This is a genomic window from Streptomyces sp. NPDC003943 (genome assembly GCF_053605265.1).
This window is the reverse complement of record NZ_JBSGIW010000009.1, coordinates 26,830-41,754: the sequence shown is the minus strand read 5'-3', so window position 1 is coordinate 41,754 and position 14,925 is coordinate 26,830. Positions and strand designations below refer to the sequence as shown.

The following is a 14,925-nucleotide window of genomic DNA, read 5'->3' as shown; positions in this document are numbered from 1 at the left end:
CCTTGATGTCGACGCCCGCGTCGGTCGCCGCCGGGGTGCAGTCCAGCGTCCACGTCGCCGAGGCGGCGTCGCCGGGGTGCGGACGACGGCGGCCCGTGGGGACCTCTCGGAACCCCACGGGCCGCCGCACGGCCCTCGTCTGCCCCTCGTACCCAGCGGCGCGCTGCGCCATCGGGGCGAGTCGGACACCCGGTACCGGAAGGGTTCGGTTACCTCACGACGCCGAGCGACGCGTAGTCGTACTGGCCGCTGTAGGCGCCCGCCGTGTAGACGTTGGTCAGTCGCGAGCTGCGCCAGATGATGTTCTTCTCATAGGTGAAGGGCAGGTAGAGCGCTGCCTCGGACACCTTCGTGTTGATCTGCTTGTAGAACTCGCCGGCCTTGGCCGGGTCCGTCTCCTTCAGCGCCTGGTCGAACAGGCCGTTGACGGCGGGGTCGTTCAGCTCGGAGAAGTTGTAGTTGCCGGACTGCAGGATGAAGCGGCCGTCCACGAGCGGCTGCAGGAAGCCCTGGCCGCTGGGGAAGTCGGCGCCCCAGCCCTGGATGATGATGCCGTAGCCCTTGTCCTTGACCACCTTCGGCGAACCGATGATGCCGGCGGTCTGGGCGCCGTCGAACGCGTCGATCTGGGCGTCGATGCCGACGGCCTTCAGCGAGTTCTGCAGCGACTCGGCGGTGGCGATCTCGATCTTCTTGTTGTTGCGGACCGCGATCGTGGTCTTGAAGCCGTTCGGCTTGCCGCACTTCTTCAGCGCTTCCTTGGCCTTGGCCAGGTCAGGGGCGCCGGAGAGCTTGCCGTACGGGTCGGCCGTCGGGTCGGAGCCCTTGATGGCCGGCGGGAGCATGTTGGGGGCGATGTCGCCACCGGCCTGCGGGCCGCCACGGGCGGTCTGCAGGGACTTGGAGTCGGCCGCGTAGATGATGGCCTTGCGGCACTCGATGTTCGGGATGACCGTCTGCGGGAACACGGCGTACCGGATGAAGCCGGTCTGCGGGTTGTCGACGTTCTCCTTGTGCTGCTGGAGCACCTTCTGGCGGGCCGCGGCGCCGACACCGGTCGCGTTGAGGTCGAGGTCGTACTCGCCCTCGACGAGGCGGTTGTCCATGTCGTCGGCGTTCGTGGTGAACGTGATGCTGATCTTGTCCGGCAGGGCCTTGCGGACGGAGTCGGTCTTCGGGTCCCACTTGTCGTTGCGGACCAGCTTCAGGGACTTGTTGGGGGTGTACGAGTCCCACTTGTACGGGCCCGAGGAGAACGGGTGCAGACCGTACTGGGCCTTGGTGTCCTTGTCCTGGCGGGCCGGGGACGCGGTCGGCATGGCCAGCATCTGCAGGAAGTCGCCGTTGGCGACCGGCAGTTTGAAGACGATGGTCTTGTCGTCCGGCGTCTGGATGGCGCTCAGGCCGAGCTTGTCCGGGGTGGTGTCCTTGTACGGACCCTTGTAGTCGCCCTTGGGGTCGAGGGCCCGCCGCAGATAGACCGGGCCGCCGGAGATGACGTCCTGCGCCCAGATGCGCTCGATGCCGTACTTGACGTCCTTGGAGGTGATCGGCTTGCCGTCCTCCCAGGTGACCCCGTCCTTCAGCGTGAAGGTGTACGTCAGGCCGTCGGCCGAGACCTTGCCGGTGTCGGTGGCGAGGTCCGGAACCGGCTCGGTGGACCCGGCTCCGGGCACGGGCTTGAAGGTGACCAACTGGCGGGCGTAGAAACGGGAGAAGTTCCACATGAAGGTGTAGTAGCCGCGCTGCGGGTCCCAGCTGTCGGCCTCCTGCGCACCGATGAACTTCAGCTCGCCGCCCTTCTTGTCGGAGGCGCTGGCGACCTTGTTCACCGCGGCGTTGAAGCCGGGCGCGCTGCCTTTGCCCTTGTCGCCGGCGTTGCCGCCGCCACAGGCGGTGGTGACGACCATCGTGGCCGCCGCGAGCAGCGCACTCGCGGCGATTCTGCGTCTCTGGGAGCTGTCCAGAGTCATGTCGAGCAACCTCCGAAGTAGTGGCGGTCCTCTTGCGGCGGTCCGCCGTTGGACGATGTGCCTCCTGCCGGCATTGACAGGGGCTGGCCTTGCGGGGGAGCGACGTACGGTCAGCGGGAACCCTTCGGGCCGGGCGCGTCCCGCACGCCGTCACCGAAGAGGTTGAACGCAAGCACGGTAATGAAGATCGCGAGGCCAGGGAAGATCGGGAACAGAGGACCGCGCTGCCAGGAAGGCGACGAGCAGCGAGAGGGACGACCACGAACTGGCCCTTCCCGCGACGGCGAGACGGATGACGGCCGGCACTCGCACCCTCCAGCGCCGTCCCGAGGGACAACACGGCATGGCCTGGCGGGCCGAGCTGGAGACGGCCCGCCGCGAGCACATCACCCGCCTGGTCGAGGCCACGGACCAGACGGCCGACGCGATAGCAGCCCGAAACGGCTACGCCGACTCCCGGACCCCCCGCCGCGCCGTCACCCGCTGGACCGGACACACCCCCAGCGAGCTGCGCCGCCGGCTCTCCTCGCCGCATCGGCCATGACCGCCCCGCCGTGGTCGCCCCTGGTCACCCGACCACAGAAGTCCTCCGCTCGCCGTTCGCCGGCGCCGCATTCCACTGCCCACCTCCGCGCTGCGTTGGCACCGGGTCCGTCATACGTATTACCTTGGTCCCATGTCCGACACACCGCAGCTCCCCGCCCTCGCCCTGGTCACGCTCGTCGTCCACGGCTACGACGAGGCCGTCGACTTCTACACCCGCGCCCTCGGGTTCGAGCTCGTCGAGGACACCGATCGCGGCGACGGCACCCGCTGGGTCGTCGTGCGCCCGCGCGGCGGCGGCACCGGGCTGCTGCTCGCCCGCGCGAAGGGCGAGGCGCAGGCCGCGGCCGTCGGCGCCCAGACGGGCGGCCGGGTCGGCTTCTTCCTGTACACCGACGACTTCGCCCGCGACCACGACCGCATGACCGCCGCCGGAGTCCGCTTCCTGGAAGAGCCGCGCCACGAGCCCTACGGCTCCGTCGCCGTCTTCGAGGACCTCTACGGCAATCGCTGGGACCTCCTCCAGCCTGCCGCCGCCTGACGACCCACGTCGGGCTCGTCGACGTGACCTGCGTCGAAGGCGGGTCGACGTCGAGCAGTTCGCCGCCGGTCCGATCGAGGGCGTGAGGGCCCCTCACCTCGGGCTGCGTGGGGACGCTCACCGATGCCCTCGCACGCCGCGATGTCCTGCGGTTGCGGCACTCTGTGGTCACCGCGGCGGCGGACGCGGCGGCGGGCAAGGGCGAGCGGGGATACGGCCGGCAGCTCCGGTCCGAGCTGATGATGCTTTCCGCACTTCCGGTCGCGGAACTGCGCGGTCAGGCGGATGCGATCGCCCGAGAGATCCGCGAGGTCGATGTGCGGATCCAGCGCACGAACTGGGAGGTCGATCTGCTGGACTGAGTGGTCCAGCAGGCGGGGACGATGTGGAGTAGGTAGCTGCCTCGGAGGCGTGCACACACCGAGGGCCGGCGGTTTTCCAGCCCACTCCTGGCGCGTGAAGAGCAACGCGGGGGTTCGACTCCCCATACAACAGTGCAGCTCAGCACCGCGCACAGGTAACAGTGCACATCGCACAGCACATCACCACGTGCAGATCCGGGCGGCGAGGGCGGGTTCGGGGCTTCCACATCGACGCACACGGGTCTCACGCCTTGGACGGTGCGCCACTGTCATGGCGCTGCCGCTGGCGGTGTTTGCGCATGGACACCTGGGAGCCGCAGCCGGTGCTGCAGTACAGCCCCGCTCCATTGCGGGTGCGGTCGAAGAAACCGAAATGGCACGGGGGATTGCGGCAGGCTTTGATGCGTCCCCAGTCGCTGCTCTGAGCGAGCGTCGTCACCGCGGCCAGTACGGTTCCGAACACGCCCGGCACGCCCGTCTGCGGTGAGGCAAGCTCTGCGCCGCCGGCCGTCACCACTGTCGCCAGGGGGTAGAGCGACCCGACACGTCGCAGGTGCCGCTCGGCGCGCAGCAGCGGCTCGCCCAGGCTTCCCTCGTCGCCCGAGTGTGCGAGCAGCACGGTCACCAGGGCGTCACGCAGCTCGCGCGCGACCGCCGCGTCCGCGTCGGTCACCACGGTTTCGCCGTCGAACTCGTCGCGCTCCGCCAGCCACGCCGCGAACGAGTGCCCGTCCTCGAACAGCTCTCGGCGACCCGATCCGTCAGCGCGCGTGTTCACGAACGCGAGAACGGTCTCCACCGTCGGTGTCACGGTGCGCGGGCTGGGCTTGGGGGATTCGGACGCCGCACTGCTCATAGGCCCACCCTACATCAGTGCGATCGGCGCTAACCATTCTAGCGGGCAACCTCGGCACCGATGAGGCTTGAACTGTTGCGATCTAACGCCTTATGGTCGCAACATGAATCAGGCATCCAACCAGCAGACCCGCCTCCGCACCTGGCTGATCACCGGCGCGACGTCCGGCATCGGCCGCGAACTGACGCTCCAGGCGCTGGAGAACGGCGACACCGTCTCGGCCCTCGCCCGCGACACCTCCTCCCTGGACGAACTGGCGCAAGCGCACGGTGATCGCCTGCTCCTGATCCCGGCGGACGTACGTGACGAGCAGGCCGTCCGGGACGCGGTGGACGGCACGCTGGCACGATTCGGCCGCATCGACGTCGTGGCCAACAACGCGGGATACGGACTGTTCGGAGCCGTCGAAGAGGCATCCGACGCCCAGGTGCGTGCCGTGTTCGACACCAACGTCTTCGGAGTGCTCAACGTGCTCCGCGCCACGCTGCCGGTGCTCCGGGCCCAGCGGTCCGGCCACGTACTCCAGGGCTCGTCCGTCTACGGGCAGTCCGCCCATCCGGGCGTGGGCCTGCTGGCCGCCACCAAGTACGCCGTCGAGGGACTGTCGGACGCGCTCGCGGCCGAGGTCGCACCGCTCGGCATCAAAGTCACCCTCATCCAGCCCGGTATGACGGCGACTCCCTTCCTCGCCAACCTCGACGTCGCAGCCGGACTCTCCGACTACGACCAGACCGTCCGAGAGGTCCAGAAGGGCATCGGAGAGCTCCCGGCGTCCGCGTTCTCCGCCGCCGCGCGGATCGCCGAAGGCATCCGGACCGCGGTCGACAGCCCCAACCCTCCGCTGCGCCTTGCCCTCGGCACCGCCGGCGCGACGGCCATGCGCCCCGCCCTGGAGGCACGCATCGCAGACCTGGAGGGCTGGCAGCACGTGACCGACGCCGTCGACAGGTAGCGAGCCACCCATCCCGCCGGGAACACGGTCATGGCGGAGGCGGCCTGAGCCTCCTCACCGCCCGGCCGTGACCAAAGGGGTCTGGGTCGAGCCACGGCAGACGGCTTCGGCCCAGACCCCTGTACCACCCCCACTGCTCCGCGACCTCCCCGGCGAGCGTCGGCCGCGGCTCGTCCACCGGAGGCCCGGGACGGTCACAGCCGGGTGGAGGTCGATCCGATGGCCGACTGCCCACGACGAACTCGAACCGGCCGTAGAGGTGACATCCTGATCCACCGTCCGGCGTGCGGTGGCATGTCATGCCAGGGGCAGTGCGCCCCCACGCTGTCCCAGGGGCCTCGGTCCCAGGATGCGTCGTTCCTCTGCCCGAATCGGTACGTCGTTGATGCTCGCCTCACGCCGGCGCATCAGGCCCGCGGCGTCGAACTCCCACAGCTCGTTGCCGTAGGAGCGCCAGTGTCCGCCGTCGGCGTCGCGCCACTCGTACTGGAAGCGGACGGCGATCCGGTCGTCGCCGAAGGACCACAGCTCCTTGCGCAGCGCGTAGTCGAGCTCCCTGCGCCACTTTTCGGCGAGGAACCGCCGGATCTCCGCTCGGCCGGTCACGAAGGTGTCGCGATTGCGCCACACCGAGTCCTCCGTGTAGGCGAGGGCGACCCGGTCGGGGTCTCGGGTGTTCCACGCATCCTCGGCGGCCTGCACCTTCGCGAGCGCGTCGGCCTCGGTGAACGGGGGTACGGGACGCCGGATCTGGGTGTCGGAAGTGGTACGGGACATCAGCCTGTCCTTTCGGTTCGTTCCCGCCGGCGCTTGCTGTCGTGCGCTGCTGCTTTCGCGCTCATTCACCGGACTCCTTGGGGGGGTGATCGGTTTCAGGGCTTGAGGGGGAGCCAGGTGCCATGGTCGGCGATGCGGAGGACCGGGGTGAGCCCGGCGTCGTCGAAGGCGTGCTCGATGGCATCGCGCCCTTCGGTGAAGTGGGACCAACCGGTGTAGTGGGCGGGGATGTTGACGGGGGCTCCCAGGATGGCCGCGGCCGCGGCGGCGCGGGCGCTGTCGAGGCTGAGCGGGCGCTCGCGGAACTTGCCCGGGACTCGGGCAGCGCCGGCGTGCAGGACGGTCGCGTCGATGCGCGGGATGCGGCGGGCGATCTCGGTGACGGTACGCAGGGAGGCGTTGTCACCGCTGATGTACACGGTGGGCAGTCCGTCTCCGGCGAGGACGAAGCCGACGACCTGGCAGTTGACCTCGCCCTCGGCGTCGCGTTCACCGTCCTCCGGGCCGTGGACGGCCGGAACGGCGGTGACGGTCAACTCGCCGCCGTCCGGGCGGGTGAGCGTGTGGGTGTCCCACGCGGCCAGGCCCTTCGCCGGGGTGCCGAGCCGGCCGGCCCCGCCGGTGGTGGTGAGCAGCAGCGGGGCGGCCAGTGCGAAGGCGCGGCCGCGGTCGTCGAAGTTGTCGGCGTGGTTGTCGTGGCTGACCAGGACCAGATCGGTGTCGGCGAGCCCGTCCTCGGCGAGGGCCGGGCCCTCGGTCTTGGTGAGGTGGCCGTGCGGGCCGGGGGCGTCGAAGGTCGGGTCGGAGACGATGCGGAGCCCGCCGAGGTCGAGGACGGTCGTGGGGCCGCCGACGACCAGCGCCGAGCCCTCGTGGCGGGGAAGGGGGGAGGACAAAGTCATGGTTGTGGCTCCTTGGGCGTGGCAGGGAAGGAGGGCGCTGGGTGCCGGGTGTTCCGAGCCACTCCCGCCCTCGCCGTCGACCGTAAGGAGATAGCGGGAGCAGCGGAAATGCCGCTCCGGTTGCACCTATGCCTCACCTGCATGGGCGCCGGTGTGGGCTGCTTCGAGGGCCGCATCGAGGAATTGGCGCAGCAGTGCGGAGCCGGTTCCCGCTTCCGGCCGGTAGGCGAGGCGGACCGGACTGGGGGGTGCGCCGGTCAGCGGGAGAAAGCGCAGGGCGCGGTGGTGGATGCGGCGTTCGGCGACGTCGGGGACGATGCCGAGGCCACGCCCCGCGGCCACCGATTCGAGCCACTCGTCGAAGTTCGCGGTCTTCACGTAGCGCCGGGGGCCGCCTCCGTCCGGCCAGCACCAGGGGCCGGTCGTACCGCTGGCGGTGTTGACGACCAGGGTCCACTCGTGGGCGTCCTGCCAGCGCACGGCGCCGCCGGCTGGCTCGCCCGCGGCTTGGCCGTGCACGGCATGCGCGCGGGCACGGACGGCGACGCGCCGCTCGTCGTACAGATGCACCGTACGGACGGCGGGCCCGACCGGCCTGTCGCCGCGCCACAGTGCCACGTCGACCCCCTGGCGGTCGAGGTCGTCGAGCGGGTTGTCGCAGCGCACCAGCTCGACCTGTGCCCCCGTCTCGTCCTCGAAGCGGGCGATGGCCCGCTGGGCCCAGGGGTCGGGCAGCAGCCAGCTGAAACCGAGCCTCAGCGTGGACTCGTGCCGGGCCGCCGCCAGGGCGGTGTCGAAGGCGGCCAGCGTCCGCTCCGCGTGGACGAGGAACTCGGCGCCTGTGCCGGTGAGAGCGACGCCGCGCGACGAGCGGTCGAGCAGCCGCACCCCGAGCCCGGCCTCCAGCTGGGCGACGGTACGGCTCAGGGCGGGCTGCGTGATCAACAGCTCGCCGGCGGCCCGGGTGAACGAGCGGCACCGGGCCACTGCGGCGAACGCCCGCAGGTGCCTCAGCTCGATGCCGGACGCGCTCGCGGAGCCGGGCATGGTCACCCGGGTCACCGTCGCCTTGCTCTATGCCTGATGGACATGGGTGCAGCGTAACCGGCATTTCCATCCACCGTGCCTGCGGCCTGGCGTCACTGCGGAAGAGTCCTCGGGGAGACCGCGAAGGTGCGTGATCACGAAGCAGGCGGTGGTGAAGTCCGCCCCCACCGGCGCCGCGGCGCCGGCCGACCCGCCGTGGCCGCCTGGAACCTGGTCCCGCGCGGCGCGGACGCAAAGGCGCCGCCACGGCTCCGTCCGAGCGGCCGCGTACCCGGCGCTGGTTCACCGCCCTGCTGGCCGGCCAACTCTTGGAAGGTATCGGCTACATCATCGCTGGGACAGCATCCCCGGCTGACGATCGTCGCCCGGTTCAACCTGACCCAGGTGCTCCTGAAGGCAAATGACGGCAAGATCGGCGAGTTCCTGTCGGCTTCCGTTCCGGAGCCGACACGACGTGATGACTGATGGGAGCGATCGCGGCTCTTCGTGCGTCCCTATGATCGGTTGAAGGGAGAGTCGTGAGGGACACGAACAATCAGCGGCAGGCGCGGCAGCGTCTCGCGAGGCAGCGGCCCGCACCGGACTCCGTACGGGTTCGGGGACTGGCTGGTGCGCCCCATGAGCGGCGGTCCTGGTGGCACCGAACCGACTGGACGCGACTTGCGACCGTGGTGGGTGTCGGTGCCGGCATCGGGTCCTTGCTGTTTACGGGAGTCGCCACGTACTACGGCGCCATGGTGTCGCGCGATCAGTTGACGCAGTCCCGCGAGGACGCTGACAAGAAGTCCCGTGCACAGGCTTCGCGAGTGTCCACTTGGGTCGACTACGGGAAAGATGGCGGCATCCAGCTGCACCTTATGAACCGGTCACCTGATCCGGTCTCGCACATCGAGCTCTACTTCACGGCGAGGACCGGTGACTGGAACCATACGAGACTTGCCGTGCAATACAGCGTGAGCCTGCCGAGCCTGCCCCCGTGCTCGGATTCGGTGTTCGACCCTGACGACTGGATGTACCGCATTCCCAGGGGCAGCGGCCCGCAGGGATTTCCCCCAAGCCACAGCGCGCGACTCCGTCCCGATGATGGCTGGAAGAAGCAGCCGGTGCCGGACATCATCGAGGTGCCGTACCTGACCTTCGCCGACCGCGAGGGCGTCAGCTGGCAGCGCGATTCAGGGAACCTCGAACCATGGCAGGCCACCGACGAGTTGACTGTGCCGGAGGCCGACCAGTACGGCCTCGGGGGCATGGCGCGTGACCCGGAGGTGAAACCGGTGGCAGTCTGTGAGGAGCCAGCAGGCAATTAGAGGTTTTGTTGAAAGGTGCCTGACGGATTTCGTCGAGCGGCTGATGCCGGATGACCTGTGGCGCGGGACAGGCTGCCGACAGCCCGCAGTCATCATCGTGTTGAAGGAAGTACGGGTCCGCAGGCCGGTCGGACGTCCGCGCACCCGACCCGCCGCGATCGCACGGGACAAGGCCTACTCGTCCCGCGGTAACCGCACCCCCTGTGCAAACGCCGTGGCAAGGCGGTCATCCACACTCGGACCGGATGATGATCGCGACCCGTAGCAGCCGCGCTAGTGCGCCGCGAGCCGCTCCACGAGCTCGATCCCGCGTGCCAGCAACTCCCGCTCCTCGCCGGTCAGTTCCGCCTCGATCGCCCGCGCAAGCCAATCCGCCCTGCGCCCGCGTTCCTCCTCCAGCAGAGCCTGTCCGGCAGGGGAGAGCTCGACGAGGCTCTTGCGGCCGTCTGTCGGATGCGCGCGGCGCGTGATCAGCCCCTGGTCCATGAGCAGTCCGACGGCCCGGGCCATGGACTGCGGGCGCACCCGCTGGTCGGCAGCCAGTTCGCTCGTCGTCATCGCACCGCTGCGGTCCAGCGCGCCGAGCACGGACGCCTGACCGAGCGGCATCTGATCCTCGAGCTTCATGCGCCGGGTGAGCTTTCCCATCACGGTGCGCAGCTCAGCGGCGATGGTGGCGGATTCCGGAAGGGGCATACCGAACTTTAACGCAGCACCTGCGGAGCAGAACCGGGAAGCGAGGCTGTACAGCACAGCTGAACAGCGAAACTGAACAGCAGAACTGTGCAGCATTGCTGTAGAGTCTGCGTGTCGGGTCCCGCGCCACCGTCGCCGCAGTCGAACCCGGCCCGTATGCGACAACGGGGAGGACTCCCATGACCGTCATCACCTCTGTCACCGGCCGCCGTGTCCTCGACAGCAGGGGCAACCCCACCGTCGAGGTGGACGTGGAGCTGGCGGACGGATCCCTCGGCCGGGCCGCGGTTCCCTCCGGTGCCTCGACCGGCGCCCGCGAAGCCGTAGAACTCCGCGACGGCGACCCGGCGCGATGGCACGGAAAGGGTGTCGACCAGGCGGTAAGGCACGTCAATACGGAGCTCGCGGCCGTCGTCGTCGGGCGGGAAGCCGAGGACCAGACCGGCCTCGACGACGCCCTCGTCGCCGCGGACGGCACCCCGACCAAGTCCAGGCTCGGCGCCAACGCGATCCTCGGGGTCTCCCTGGCCGCCGCGAAGGCCGCTGCCGCCGCCCACCGCCTTCCCCTTTACCGCTACGTCGGTGGCGCCGGCGCCCGGCTGCTGCCCGTACCGATGATGAACATCGTCAACGGCGGCGCGCACGCCGACAACCCACTGGACTTCCAGGAGTTCATGATCGCCCCGATCGGCGCGGAGACCTTCGCCGAGGCCGTGCGGATGGGGTCCGAGGTCTTCCACACCCTGCGCCGCGATCTCCTCGCCGCCGGCCACTCGACGGGAGTGGGTGACGAAGGCGGCTTCGCGCCCGCCCTGCGCACCGCCGAGGAGGCCCTTGACTTCGTGGTGGCCGCCGTCGAGCGGACGGGCTACCGGCCGGGCACGGACATCGGCCTGGTCATGGATCCGGCCTCGTCCGAGTTCTTCCGCGACGGCGTCTACGACTACACCGGGGAAGGAGTGCGGCGCACGCCGGCCGAACACGCCGACTATCTGGTCAGGTTGATCGACTCCTACCCCGTCGTGTCGATCGAGGACCCGATGGCCGAGGACGACCTGACGGGGTGGAGGGACCTGACCGCACGGGTCGGAGGCCGCTGCCAGCTCACTGGTGACGACGTGTTCTGCACGAACGAGGCCCTCCTGCGCGAGGGGATCGATTCCGGCGTCGCCAACTCGGTTCTGGTGAAGGTCAATCAGATCGGCACCCTGACGGAGGCTCTGGGCACGGTCAACGCTGCTCACCGGGCGGGCTACACCGTCGTGATGTCGCACCGCTCGGGAGAGACGGAGGACACGACGATCGCCGACCTGGCGGTGGCGACGGGCTGCGGCCAGATCAAGACCGGATCGCTGTCACGCTCCGACCGCACTGCCAAGTACAACCAGCTCATCCGCATCGAGGAGGAGTTGGGCGCGAGTGCCCAGTACGCGGGTGCGGGAGCGCTGAGCCGGTAGAAATGTCCCGGCTACCCGCTTCAACGGCTTCTGTGACCAGGGGCCTCCTGTACTGGTCTGACGGCGGGAGCGGGGGTGACTGCGAAAGCTCATCGACCACAACCCCGTGATATTCAAGGACGACTGACGGAAGATCACGAACGGGGCGAGCAATGCTTCACAAGACGCGCGGTGCGATTACGGGACTCACGCTGGTGCTGGCGCTGGCCGGCTGCTCGGGCGGAAGCGGCGGCGAGGGGGGTGGCGGAAAGGAGGGAGGCGGCGGCTTGGCCGACGCGCCGTTCAACCCGTCCCAGGTGGCCCAGGCCATCCCCAGCAAGCTTGCCGCCCCGAAGGGGTGGCTCGCCCAGGAGCCGCGCGTCCTCGACGGAAGCGCCGCCCGGGAGCAGTGCGAGACGCAAGCCCAGTGGAGCTGTGCCGGGCTGACAGCTCAGGCGACGACCCGGCACTCCGACGAGAACACGAACGGCGACAAGGACGTGAACGTGCAGTTCACCCTCCTCGCCTATGACTCCGTCGACAACGCCAAGGCGGCCATGAAGGCGGCGGTCGCCGAGAACCACAAGGACGAGAAGACCAAGCCGAAGCCGCTGACCATCGACACGGCCGCCGATGAGACCGACGCCTTCGCGGAGGAGGACCAGGGAGAGACGTACCAGATCGCGGAGCTGCGCGTCGGCTCCGTGGTGGCCGTGATGTTCGGCCGGAACCTGCCCAAGGACCACGAGCTGCCGTCCTTCGTGAAGATGCAGGTCGACCGCATCACCACCTCCGCCACGGGCAAGAACCCGGACGCGTAGGCGCGTCTCCCACTCGCTCGCGATCCGCGCTGTCCGAGCCCGCCTCTGCTCGTCGAGGGTGGCTTGCACGGTGGCTGTCAGAGCCTCGGCCTGCGCCCGGCCAGCGGCCTCGGCTACCCGTCCCGCCAGGCACCCACGGTCCAGAAGACCGCGAAGCCCGTCCACAGGATGGCGAACACCCAGACCACGGGGTGGCCGCCGAACAGTGCCATGGAGCCGAGCCAGCCGACCCCAACGGCCACGAACAGGTAGCCGAAGTTGGGGAAGGCGAAGAGGCCGGAGAGCCGCCCGCTCAGCAATGCCCATGCACCGCCCGCCAGGATCAGGCAGCCGAGCGCGAGCCACGGGAGAACCGCCTGCTGCGAGGAGGGCGCGTAGGAGTCGATGTGGCCGCGAACCCTCAGCTCCACGACGTCTCCCTGCCACAGCCGGACTTCGGCGTGGTCACCCTTCCTGGCGTCGTCGTACGTCTCCGGCGCCACGCCCAACCAGGTCGAATGGCCTGGCCGTTGGACCTTCAGGTCGTAATACGTCGTACAGGTCGTACCGCCACCTCCGCCGCCTGAGGTGGTCACCCCGCCAGCCGTCACACCGCCGATGCCGCCACCGGCGGTGTTCATCCCGCCTCCGGCCGTGATGCCTCCGGTGGTGATACCTCCCGTCGTGCCGCCGCTCGTGCCGTTGGACGTGCAGCTCTCGCCCGTCCGCCGGTCGAGCACCGTGCCCGCCTCGCGCCGCACGCACGGTTCCCCCTCATCCCCGCCCCCGCCCTGGCAGACCGGTGCGGCGCGGTACTCCATGGTCGCTCCGTAGCCTTCAGCGACCTGCTGACCGCAGACCAGGACGCCCCACCCCGCCGCGAGGACGAGCAGCCCCCGTAACCAGTGGGGCAACCGCCCGCGGTACCAAACGTTGCCGTACCCCCTGCTCTTCACCCAGCTGTGATCCCCGTTCGTCGACTTCTCATGCGTCGGCCCGCCATGGAACGTTGCCCAAGAGCCATAACCGGCGGGTTGGAATTCCAACCCGCCACTGGGGGGAGCGGCGGAGCAGCATCGCTGGTATGTGTCGCCCTGCCGGGAGCGGCATTCCCGCAGCTGGCTCGTCGCCCGTCGCCCGTCGGCCCCGTACGCCGGCAGCCGCAGGCGTCAACGCGGCGAAGTGGGGTAGTGCGTACAGCTGTCGACCGTGTGCCGGTGGGCGATCAACGCCCCCAGCGCCCCCGCCGACATCGGCCGCCTCGCCGACGCTCCCACCCGTGGCACCCAAGGCGAGTTCGACGAGGACGGCGCCGCCGTCTTCGCCTGCCTGCTGTTCCGCACCGGCCATCCGGAGAGCGCCCAGTTCTGGTGGCAGCTGTCCACCGGCGCCGGAAACCGGATTGCCGCCTACTGCCTCCACTTGCACCACCTCGCCCTCGGCGAGCACCGCGAAGCCGCTCATTGGCGCCACGAAGTCACCGTCACCGGTGCCGAAGGCGCCGGCATCGACGACGTCGTCCTCGACCTGCTGCGTGCCGTCGCCTCCTACGTCCGCAAAAACGGTTCCGTCAGCAGCACGCCGCCGACAGGACAGCTGGAGATGGAGGTCGGCAGGCTGGCCGATGCCGGCGACACAGCCGGTCCGCCCGACCAGCGCCTCGCCGATCGCCTGCGCGAGTTCACCAACCGCTGACCCGACCAGGCACCAGTACGCCGGCCCTCGAACAGGTGCTGCCCTGGCTCAAGCAGCAGGGCCATTCCTTCAGCTTCCCGGTGCGAACCACCCCGTGAATCCTGAGGCCCGAGACGGCCCGAGACGTACGCGGGGCGTGAGGCAGGTAGCCGGATGACTCGCACGGCACGTATGTGATCTGACGTCCTCACCGACCTTGGGGGCCGGCGGCGCTCGGCATCGCTGGAGTGATCGAGGGTTCGACATCACGGCCACGTCCTCAGGCTCGCCCAGAGCCCGGCGGTGACGGCAGGTCGACCCTGGGCGGAGGAAGAGCGCTAAAGGCCCAGGTCGAGGGCCAGGCACGAGTAGTACTTCCATGAGTTCTCGGGGTTGTAAGCGGCGCCGCCCGAGCCAGGGTCGACGTCCGCCTCGGTGGTCATCTCCTCGAAGCGGATTCGCTCGGGGAGCTTGCCGAAGCGCGCGTGCCGTGCCGCCGCGGCGGCGTCCGTGACGATCTCGTTGTTCATGACCCTGCTCCACTTCGTTGCTCGTGGATCGTGTCCTGCTGGTCGCCTGTGACGAGTACTGTCAGCGTGCATCAGCCCCAGTCACCTGTCAAGACGGTGATGCTGTGTGGGTCTGGAACATGTATGTGCCGCACATGTCGGGTGGAGGCTCGGAGCAGCGTGGTGTGTGGGGAACGTGTTCCGGCCGCTGCGTGTCTGCCAGCCCTGCAATCACGCATCCCGGGCCGCATCGTTGAGCTGCGTCGAGTGCTCGCGGCCCGCTCGGGTCTATCGCCGCACCCGAACCGGTGACGCAATCTGCCGGGACTGCTGGCGGCAGCCCGCCGGAGATCCGGTCGCCCTGATCAGCTCGGCTGTCACCGCCGTTGCCCCCGATGCCGAGCCCGCGGCCGTCCGCGGGGCCGTCGAATCCGTCGCGCCGGTCGGCAACCTCTACCTGATGTTCCGGCTTCTCTGGGAGATCGAGGACACTCCGGGCCTGCTGACAGGAGAAGGCGCCAAGGCATCCGCACGGGCAGCACGGCTGATC

The 14,925-nt window shown here is 69.4% G+C and carries 15 protein-coding genes and 3 pseudogenes; 9 read left to right on the top strand and 9 right to left on the bottom strand.

The window, feature by feature from the left end:
- Window positions 1-209: 209 nt before the first annotated feature.
- Both ACWEV0_RS06010 and ACWEV0_RS06005 read right to left on the bottom strand, forming a co-directional pair.
- Complete coding sequence (locus tag ACWEV0_RS06010; protein WP_453146861.1) at window positions 210-1,973, bottom strand: ABC transporter substrate-binding protein; 1,764 nt, start codon at window positions 1,971-1,973, stop codon at window positions 210-212.
- A 110-nt stretch (window positions 1,974-2,083) separates the two neighbouring features.
- A pseudogene (locus ACWEV0_RS06005) lies at window positions 2,084-2,191 on the bottom strand (ABC transporter permease); the annotation flags it as partial.
- A 74-nt stretch (window positions 2,192-2,265) separates the two neighbouring features.
- Here ACWEV0_RS06005 and ACWEV0_RS06000 point away from each other — a divergent pair.
- From ACWEV0_RS06000 to ACWEV0_RS05990, 3 genes and pseudogenes are all read left to right on the top strand, one after another.
- Window positions 2,266-2,517: a helix-turn-helix domain-containing protein gene (locus ACWEV0_RS06000; RefSeq protein WP_453146859.1), complete on the top strand. Its 252-nt coding sequence runs from the start codon at window positions 2,266-2,268 to the stop codon at window positions 2,515-2,517.
- A gap of 132 nt (window positions 2,518-2,649) precedes the next feature.
- Entirely contained in the window at window positions 2,650-3,057 is a 408-nt protein-coding gene (locus tag ACWEV0_RS05995) for a VOC family protein (protein WP_453146857.1), read from the top strand.
- 110 nt (window positions 3,058-3,167) lie between these two features.
- Window positions 3,168-3,419, top strand: a pseudogene (locus ACWEV0_RS05990) (DIP1984 family protein); the annotation flags it as partial.
- A 244-nt stretch (window positions 3,420-3,663) separates the two neighbouring features.
- On the opposite strand, the gene ACWEV0_RS05985 reads toward ACWEV0_RS05990, so the two are convergent.
- Window positions 3,664-4,275 (bottom strand): CGNR zinc finger domain-containing protein, encoded by a 612-nt coding sequence (locus ACWEV0_RS05985; protein ID WP_453146855.1) that lies wholly within the window; start codon window positions 4,273-4,275, stop codon window positions 3,664-3,666.
- 103 nt (window positions 4,276-4,378) lie between these two features.
- On the opposite strand from ACWEV0_RS05985, the gene ACWEV0_RS05980 reads away from it, so the two are divergent.
- Window positions 4,379-5,227 (top strand): SDR family NAD(P)-dependent oxidoreductase, encoded by an 849-nt coding sequence (locus ACWEV0_RS05980; RefSeq protein WP_453146853.1) that lies wholly within the window; start codon window positions 4,379-4,381, stop codon window positions 5,225-5,227.
- Window positions 5,228-5,524: 297 nt separating this feature from the next.
- Here the strand turns inward: ACWEV0_RS05980 and ACWEV0_RS05975 are convergent, their stop codons facing one another.
- From ACWEV0_RS05975 to ACWEV0_RS05965, 3 genes are all read right to left on the bottom strand, one after another.
- The gene (locus ACWEV0_RS05975; RefSeq protein WP_453146851.1) at window positions 5,525-6,004 is read right to left on the bottom strand and encodes a nuclear transport factor 2 family protein; all 480 of its coding nucleotides are present in this window, start codon (window positions 6,002-6,004) and stop codon (window positions 5,525-5,527) included.
- A 95-nt stretch (window positions 6,005-6,099) separates the two neighbouring features.
- Window positions 6,100-6,906 carry an MBL fold metallo-hydrolase gene (locus tag ACWEV0_RS05970; RefSeq protein WP_453146850.1) on the bottom strand — a complete coding sequence of 269 codons (807 nt, stop codon included), beginning with the start codon at window positions 6,904-6,906 and terminating at the stop codon, window positions 6,100-6,102.
- Window positions 6,907-7,032: 126 nt separating this feature from the next.
- On the bottom strand, window positions 7,033-7,953 hold the full coding sequence (locus ACWEV0_RS05965; RefSeq protein ID WP_453146985.1) for a LysR family transcriptional regulator: 921 nt from the start codon (window positions 7,951-7,953) through the stop codon (window positions 7,033-7,035).
- Between the two features lie 668 nt (window positions 7,954-8,621).
- On the opposite strand from ACWEV0_RS05965, the gene ACWEV0_RS05960 reads away from it, so the two are divergent.
- Window positions 8,622-9,260: a hypothetical protein gene (locus ACWEV0_RS05960; RefSeq protein ID WP_453146848.1), complete on the top strand. Its 639-nt coding sequence runs from the start codon at window positions 8,622-8,624 to the stop codon at window positions 9,258-9,260.
- A gap of 62 nt (window positions 9,261-9,322) precedes the next feature.
- A pseudogene (locus tag ACWEV0_RS05955) lies at window positions 9,323-9,459 on the top strand (IS5/IS1182 family transposase); the annotation flags it as partial.
- Between the two features lie 74 nt (window positions 9,460-9,533).
- On the opposite strand, the gene ACWEV0_RS05950 reads toward ACWEV0_RS05955, so the two are convergent.
- Complete coding sequence (locus tag ACWEV0_RS05950; protein ID WP_453146984.1) at window positions 9,534-9,956, bottom strand: MarR family winged helix-turn-helix transcriptional regulator; 423 nt, start codon at window positions 9,954-9,956, stop codon at window positions 9,534-9,536.
- Between the two features lie 179 nt (window positions 9,957-10,135).
- Here ACWEV0_RS05950 and eno point away from each other — a divergent pair, with 179 nt between their 5' ends.
- Window positions 10,136-11,413: a phosphopyruvate hydratase gene (gene eno / locus ACWEV0_RS05945; RefSeq protein WP_453146846.1), complete on the top strand. Its 1,278-nt coding sequence runs from the start codon at window positions 10,136-10,138 to the stop codon at window positions 11,411-11,413.
- A 266-nt stretch (window positions 11,414-11,679) separates the two neighbouring features.
- Window positions 11,680-12,213, top strand: coding sequence for a hypothetical protein (locus tag ACWEV0_RS05940; protein ID WP_453146844.1), 534 nt, complete (start codon window positions 11,680-11,682; stop codon window positions 12,211-12,213).
- A gap of 113 nt (window positions 12,214-12,326) precedes the next feature.
- On the opposite strand, the gene ACWEV0_RS05935 is transcribed toward ACWEV0_RS05940, so the two are convergent.
- Window positions 12,327-13,106, bottom strand: a complete 780-nt coding sequence (locus tag ACWEV0_RS05935) for a hypothetical protein (RefSeq protein WP_453146842.1) — start codon at window positions 13,104-13,106, stop codon at window positions 12,327-12,329.
- A gap of 295 nt (window positions 13,107-13,401) precedes the next feature.
- Here ACWEV0_RS05935 and ACWEV0_RS05930 point away from each other — a divergent pair, with 295 nt between their 5' ends.
- Window positions 13,402-13,887, top strand: coding sequence for a hypothetical protein (locus ACWEV0_RS05930; protein ID WP_453146841.1), 486 nt, complete (start codon window positions 13,402-13,404; stop codon window positions 13,885-13,887).
- A 317-nt stretch (window positions 13,888-14,204) separates the two neighbouring features.
- On the opposite strand, the gene ACWEV0_RS05925 is transcribed toward ACWEV0_RS05930, so the two are convergent.
- Complete coding sequence (locus ACWEV0_RS05925; protein WP_453146839.1) at window positions 14,205-14,396, bottom strand: hypothetical protein; 192 nt, start codon at window positions 14,394-14,396, stop codon at window positions 14,205-14,207.
- Window positions 14,397-14,925: the final 529 nt, after the last annotated feature.

Bases quoted from the DNA above. Each gene is read 5' to 3' on its own strand.
- ACWEV0_RS06010 (WP_453146861.1), bottom strand. From the start codon at position 1,973: ATGACTCTGGACAGCTCCCAGAGACGCAGAATCGCCGCGAGTGCGCTG.
- ACWEV0_RS06000 (WP_453146859.1), top strand. From the start codon at position 2,266: ATGACGGCCGGCACTCGCACCCTCCAGCGCCGTCCCGAGGGACAACAC.
- ACWEV0_RS05995 (WP_453146857.1), top strand. From the start codon at position 2,650: ATGTCCGACACACCGCAGCTCCCCGCCCTCGCCCTGGTCACGCTCGTC.
- ACWEV0_RS05985 (WP_453146855.1), bottom strand. From the start codon at position 4,275: ATGAGCAGTGCGGCGTCCGAATCCCCCAAGCCCAGCCCGCGCACCGTG.
- ACWEV0_RS05980 (WP_453146853.1), top strand. From the start codon at position 4,379: ATGAATCAGGCATCCAACCAGCAGACCCGCCTCCGCACCTGGCTGATC.
- ACWEV0_RS05975 (WP_453146851.1), bottom strand. From the start codon at position 6,004: ATGTCCCGTACCACTTCCGACACCCAGATCCGGCGTCCCGTACCCCCG.
- ACWEV0_RS05970 (WP_453146850.1), bottom strand. From the start codon at position 6,906: ATGACTTTGTCCTCCCCCCTTCCCCGCCACGAGGGCTCGGCGCTGGTC.
- ACWEV0_RS05965 (WP_453146985.1), bottom strand. From the start codon at position 7,953: ATGCCCGGCTCCGCGAGCGCGTCCGGCATCGAGCTGAGGCACCTGCGG.
- ACWEV0_RS05950 (WP_453146984.1), bottom strand. From the start codon at position 9,956: ATGCCCCTTCCGGAATCCGCCACCATCGCCGCTGAGCTGCGCACCGTG.
- eno (WP_453146846.1), top strand. From the start codon at position 10,136: ATGACCGTCATCACCTCTGTCACCGGCCGCCGTGTCCTCGACAGCAGG.
- ACWEV0_RS05925 (WP_453146839.1), bottom strand. From the start codon at position 14,396: ATGAACAACGAGATCGTCACGGACGCCGCCGCGGCGGCACGGCACGCG.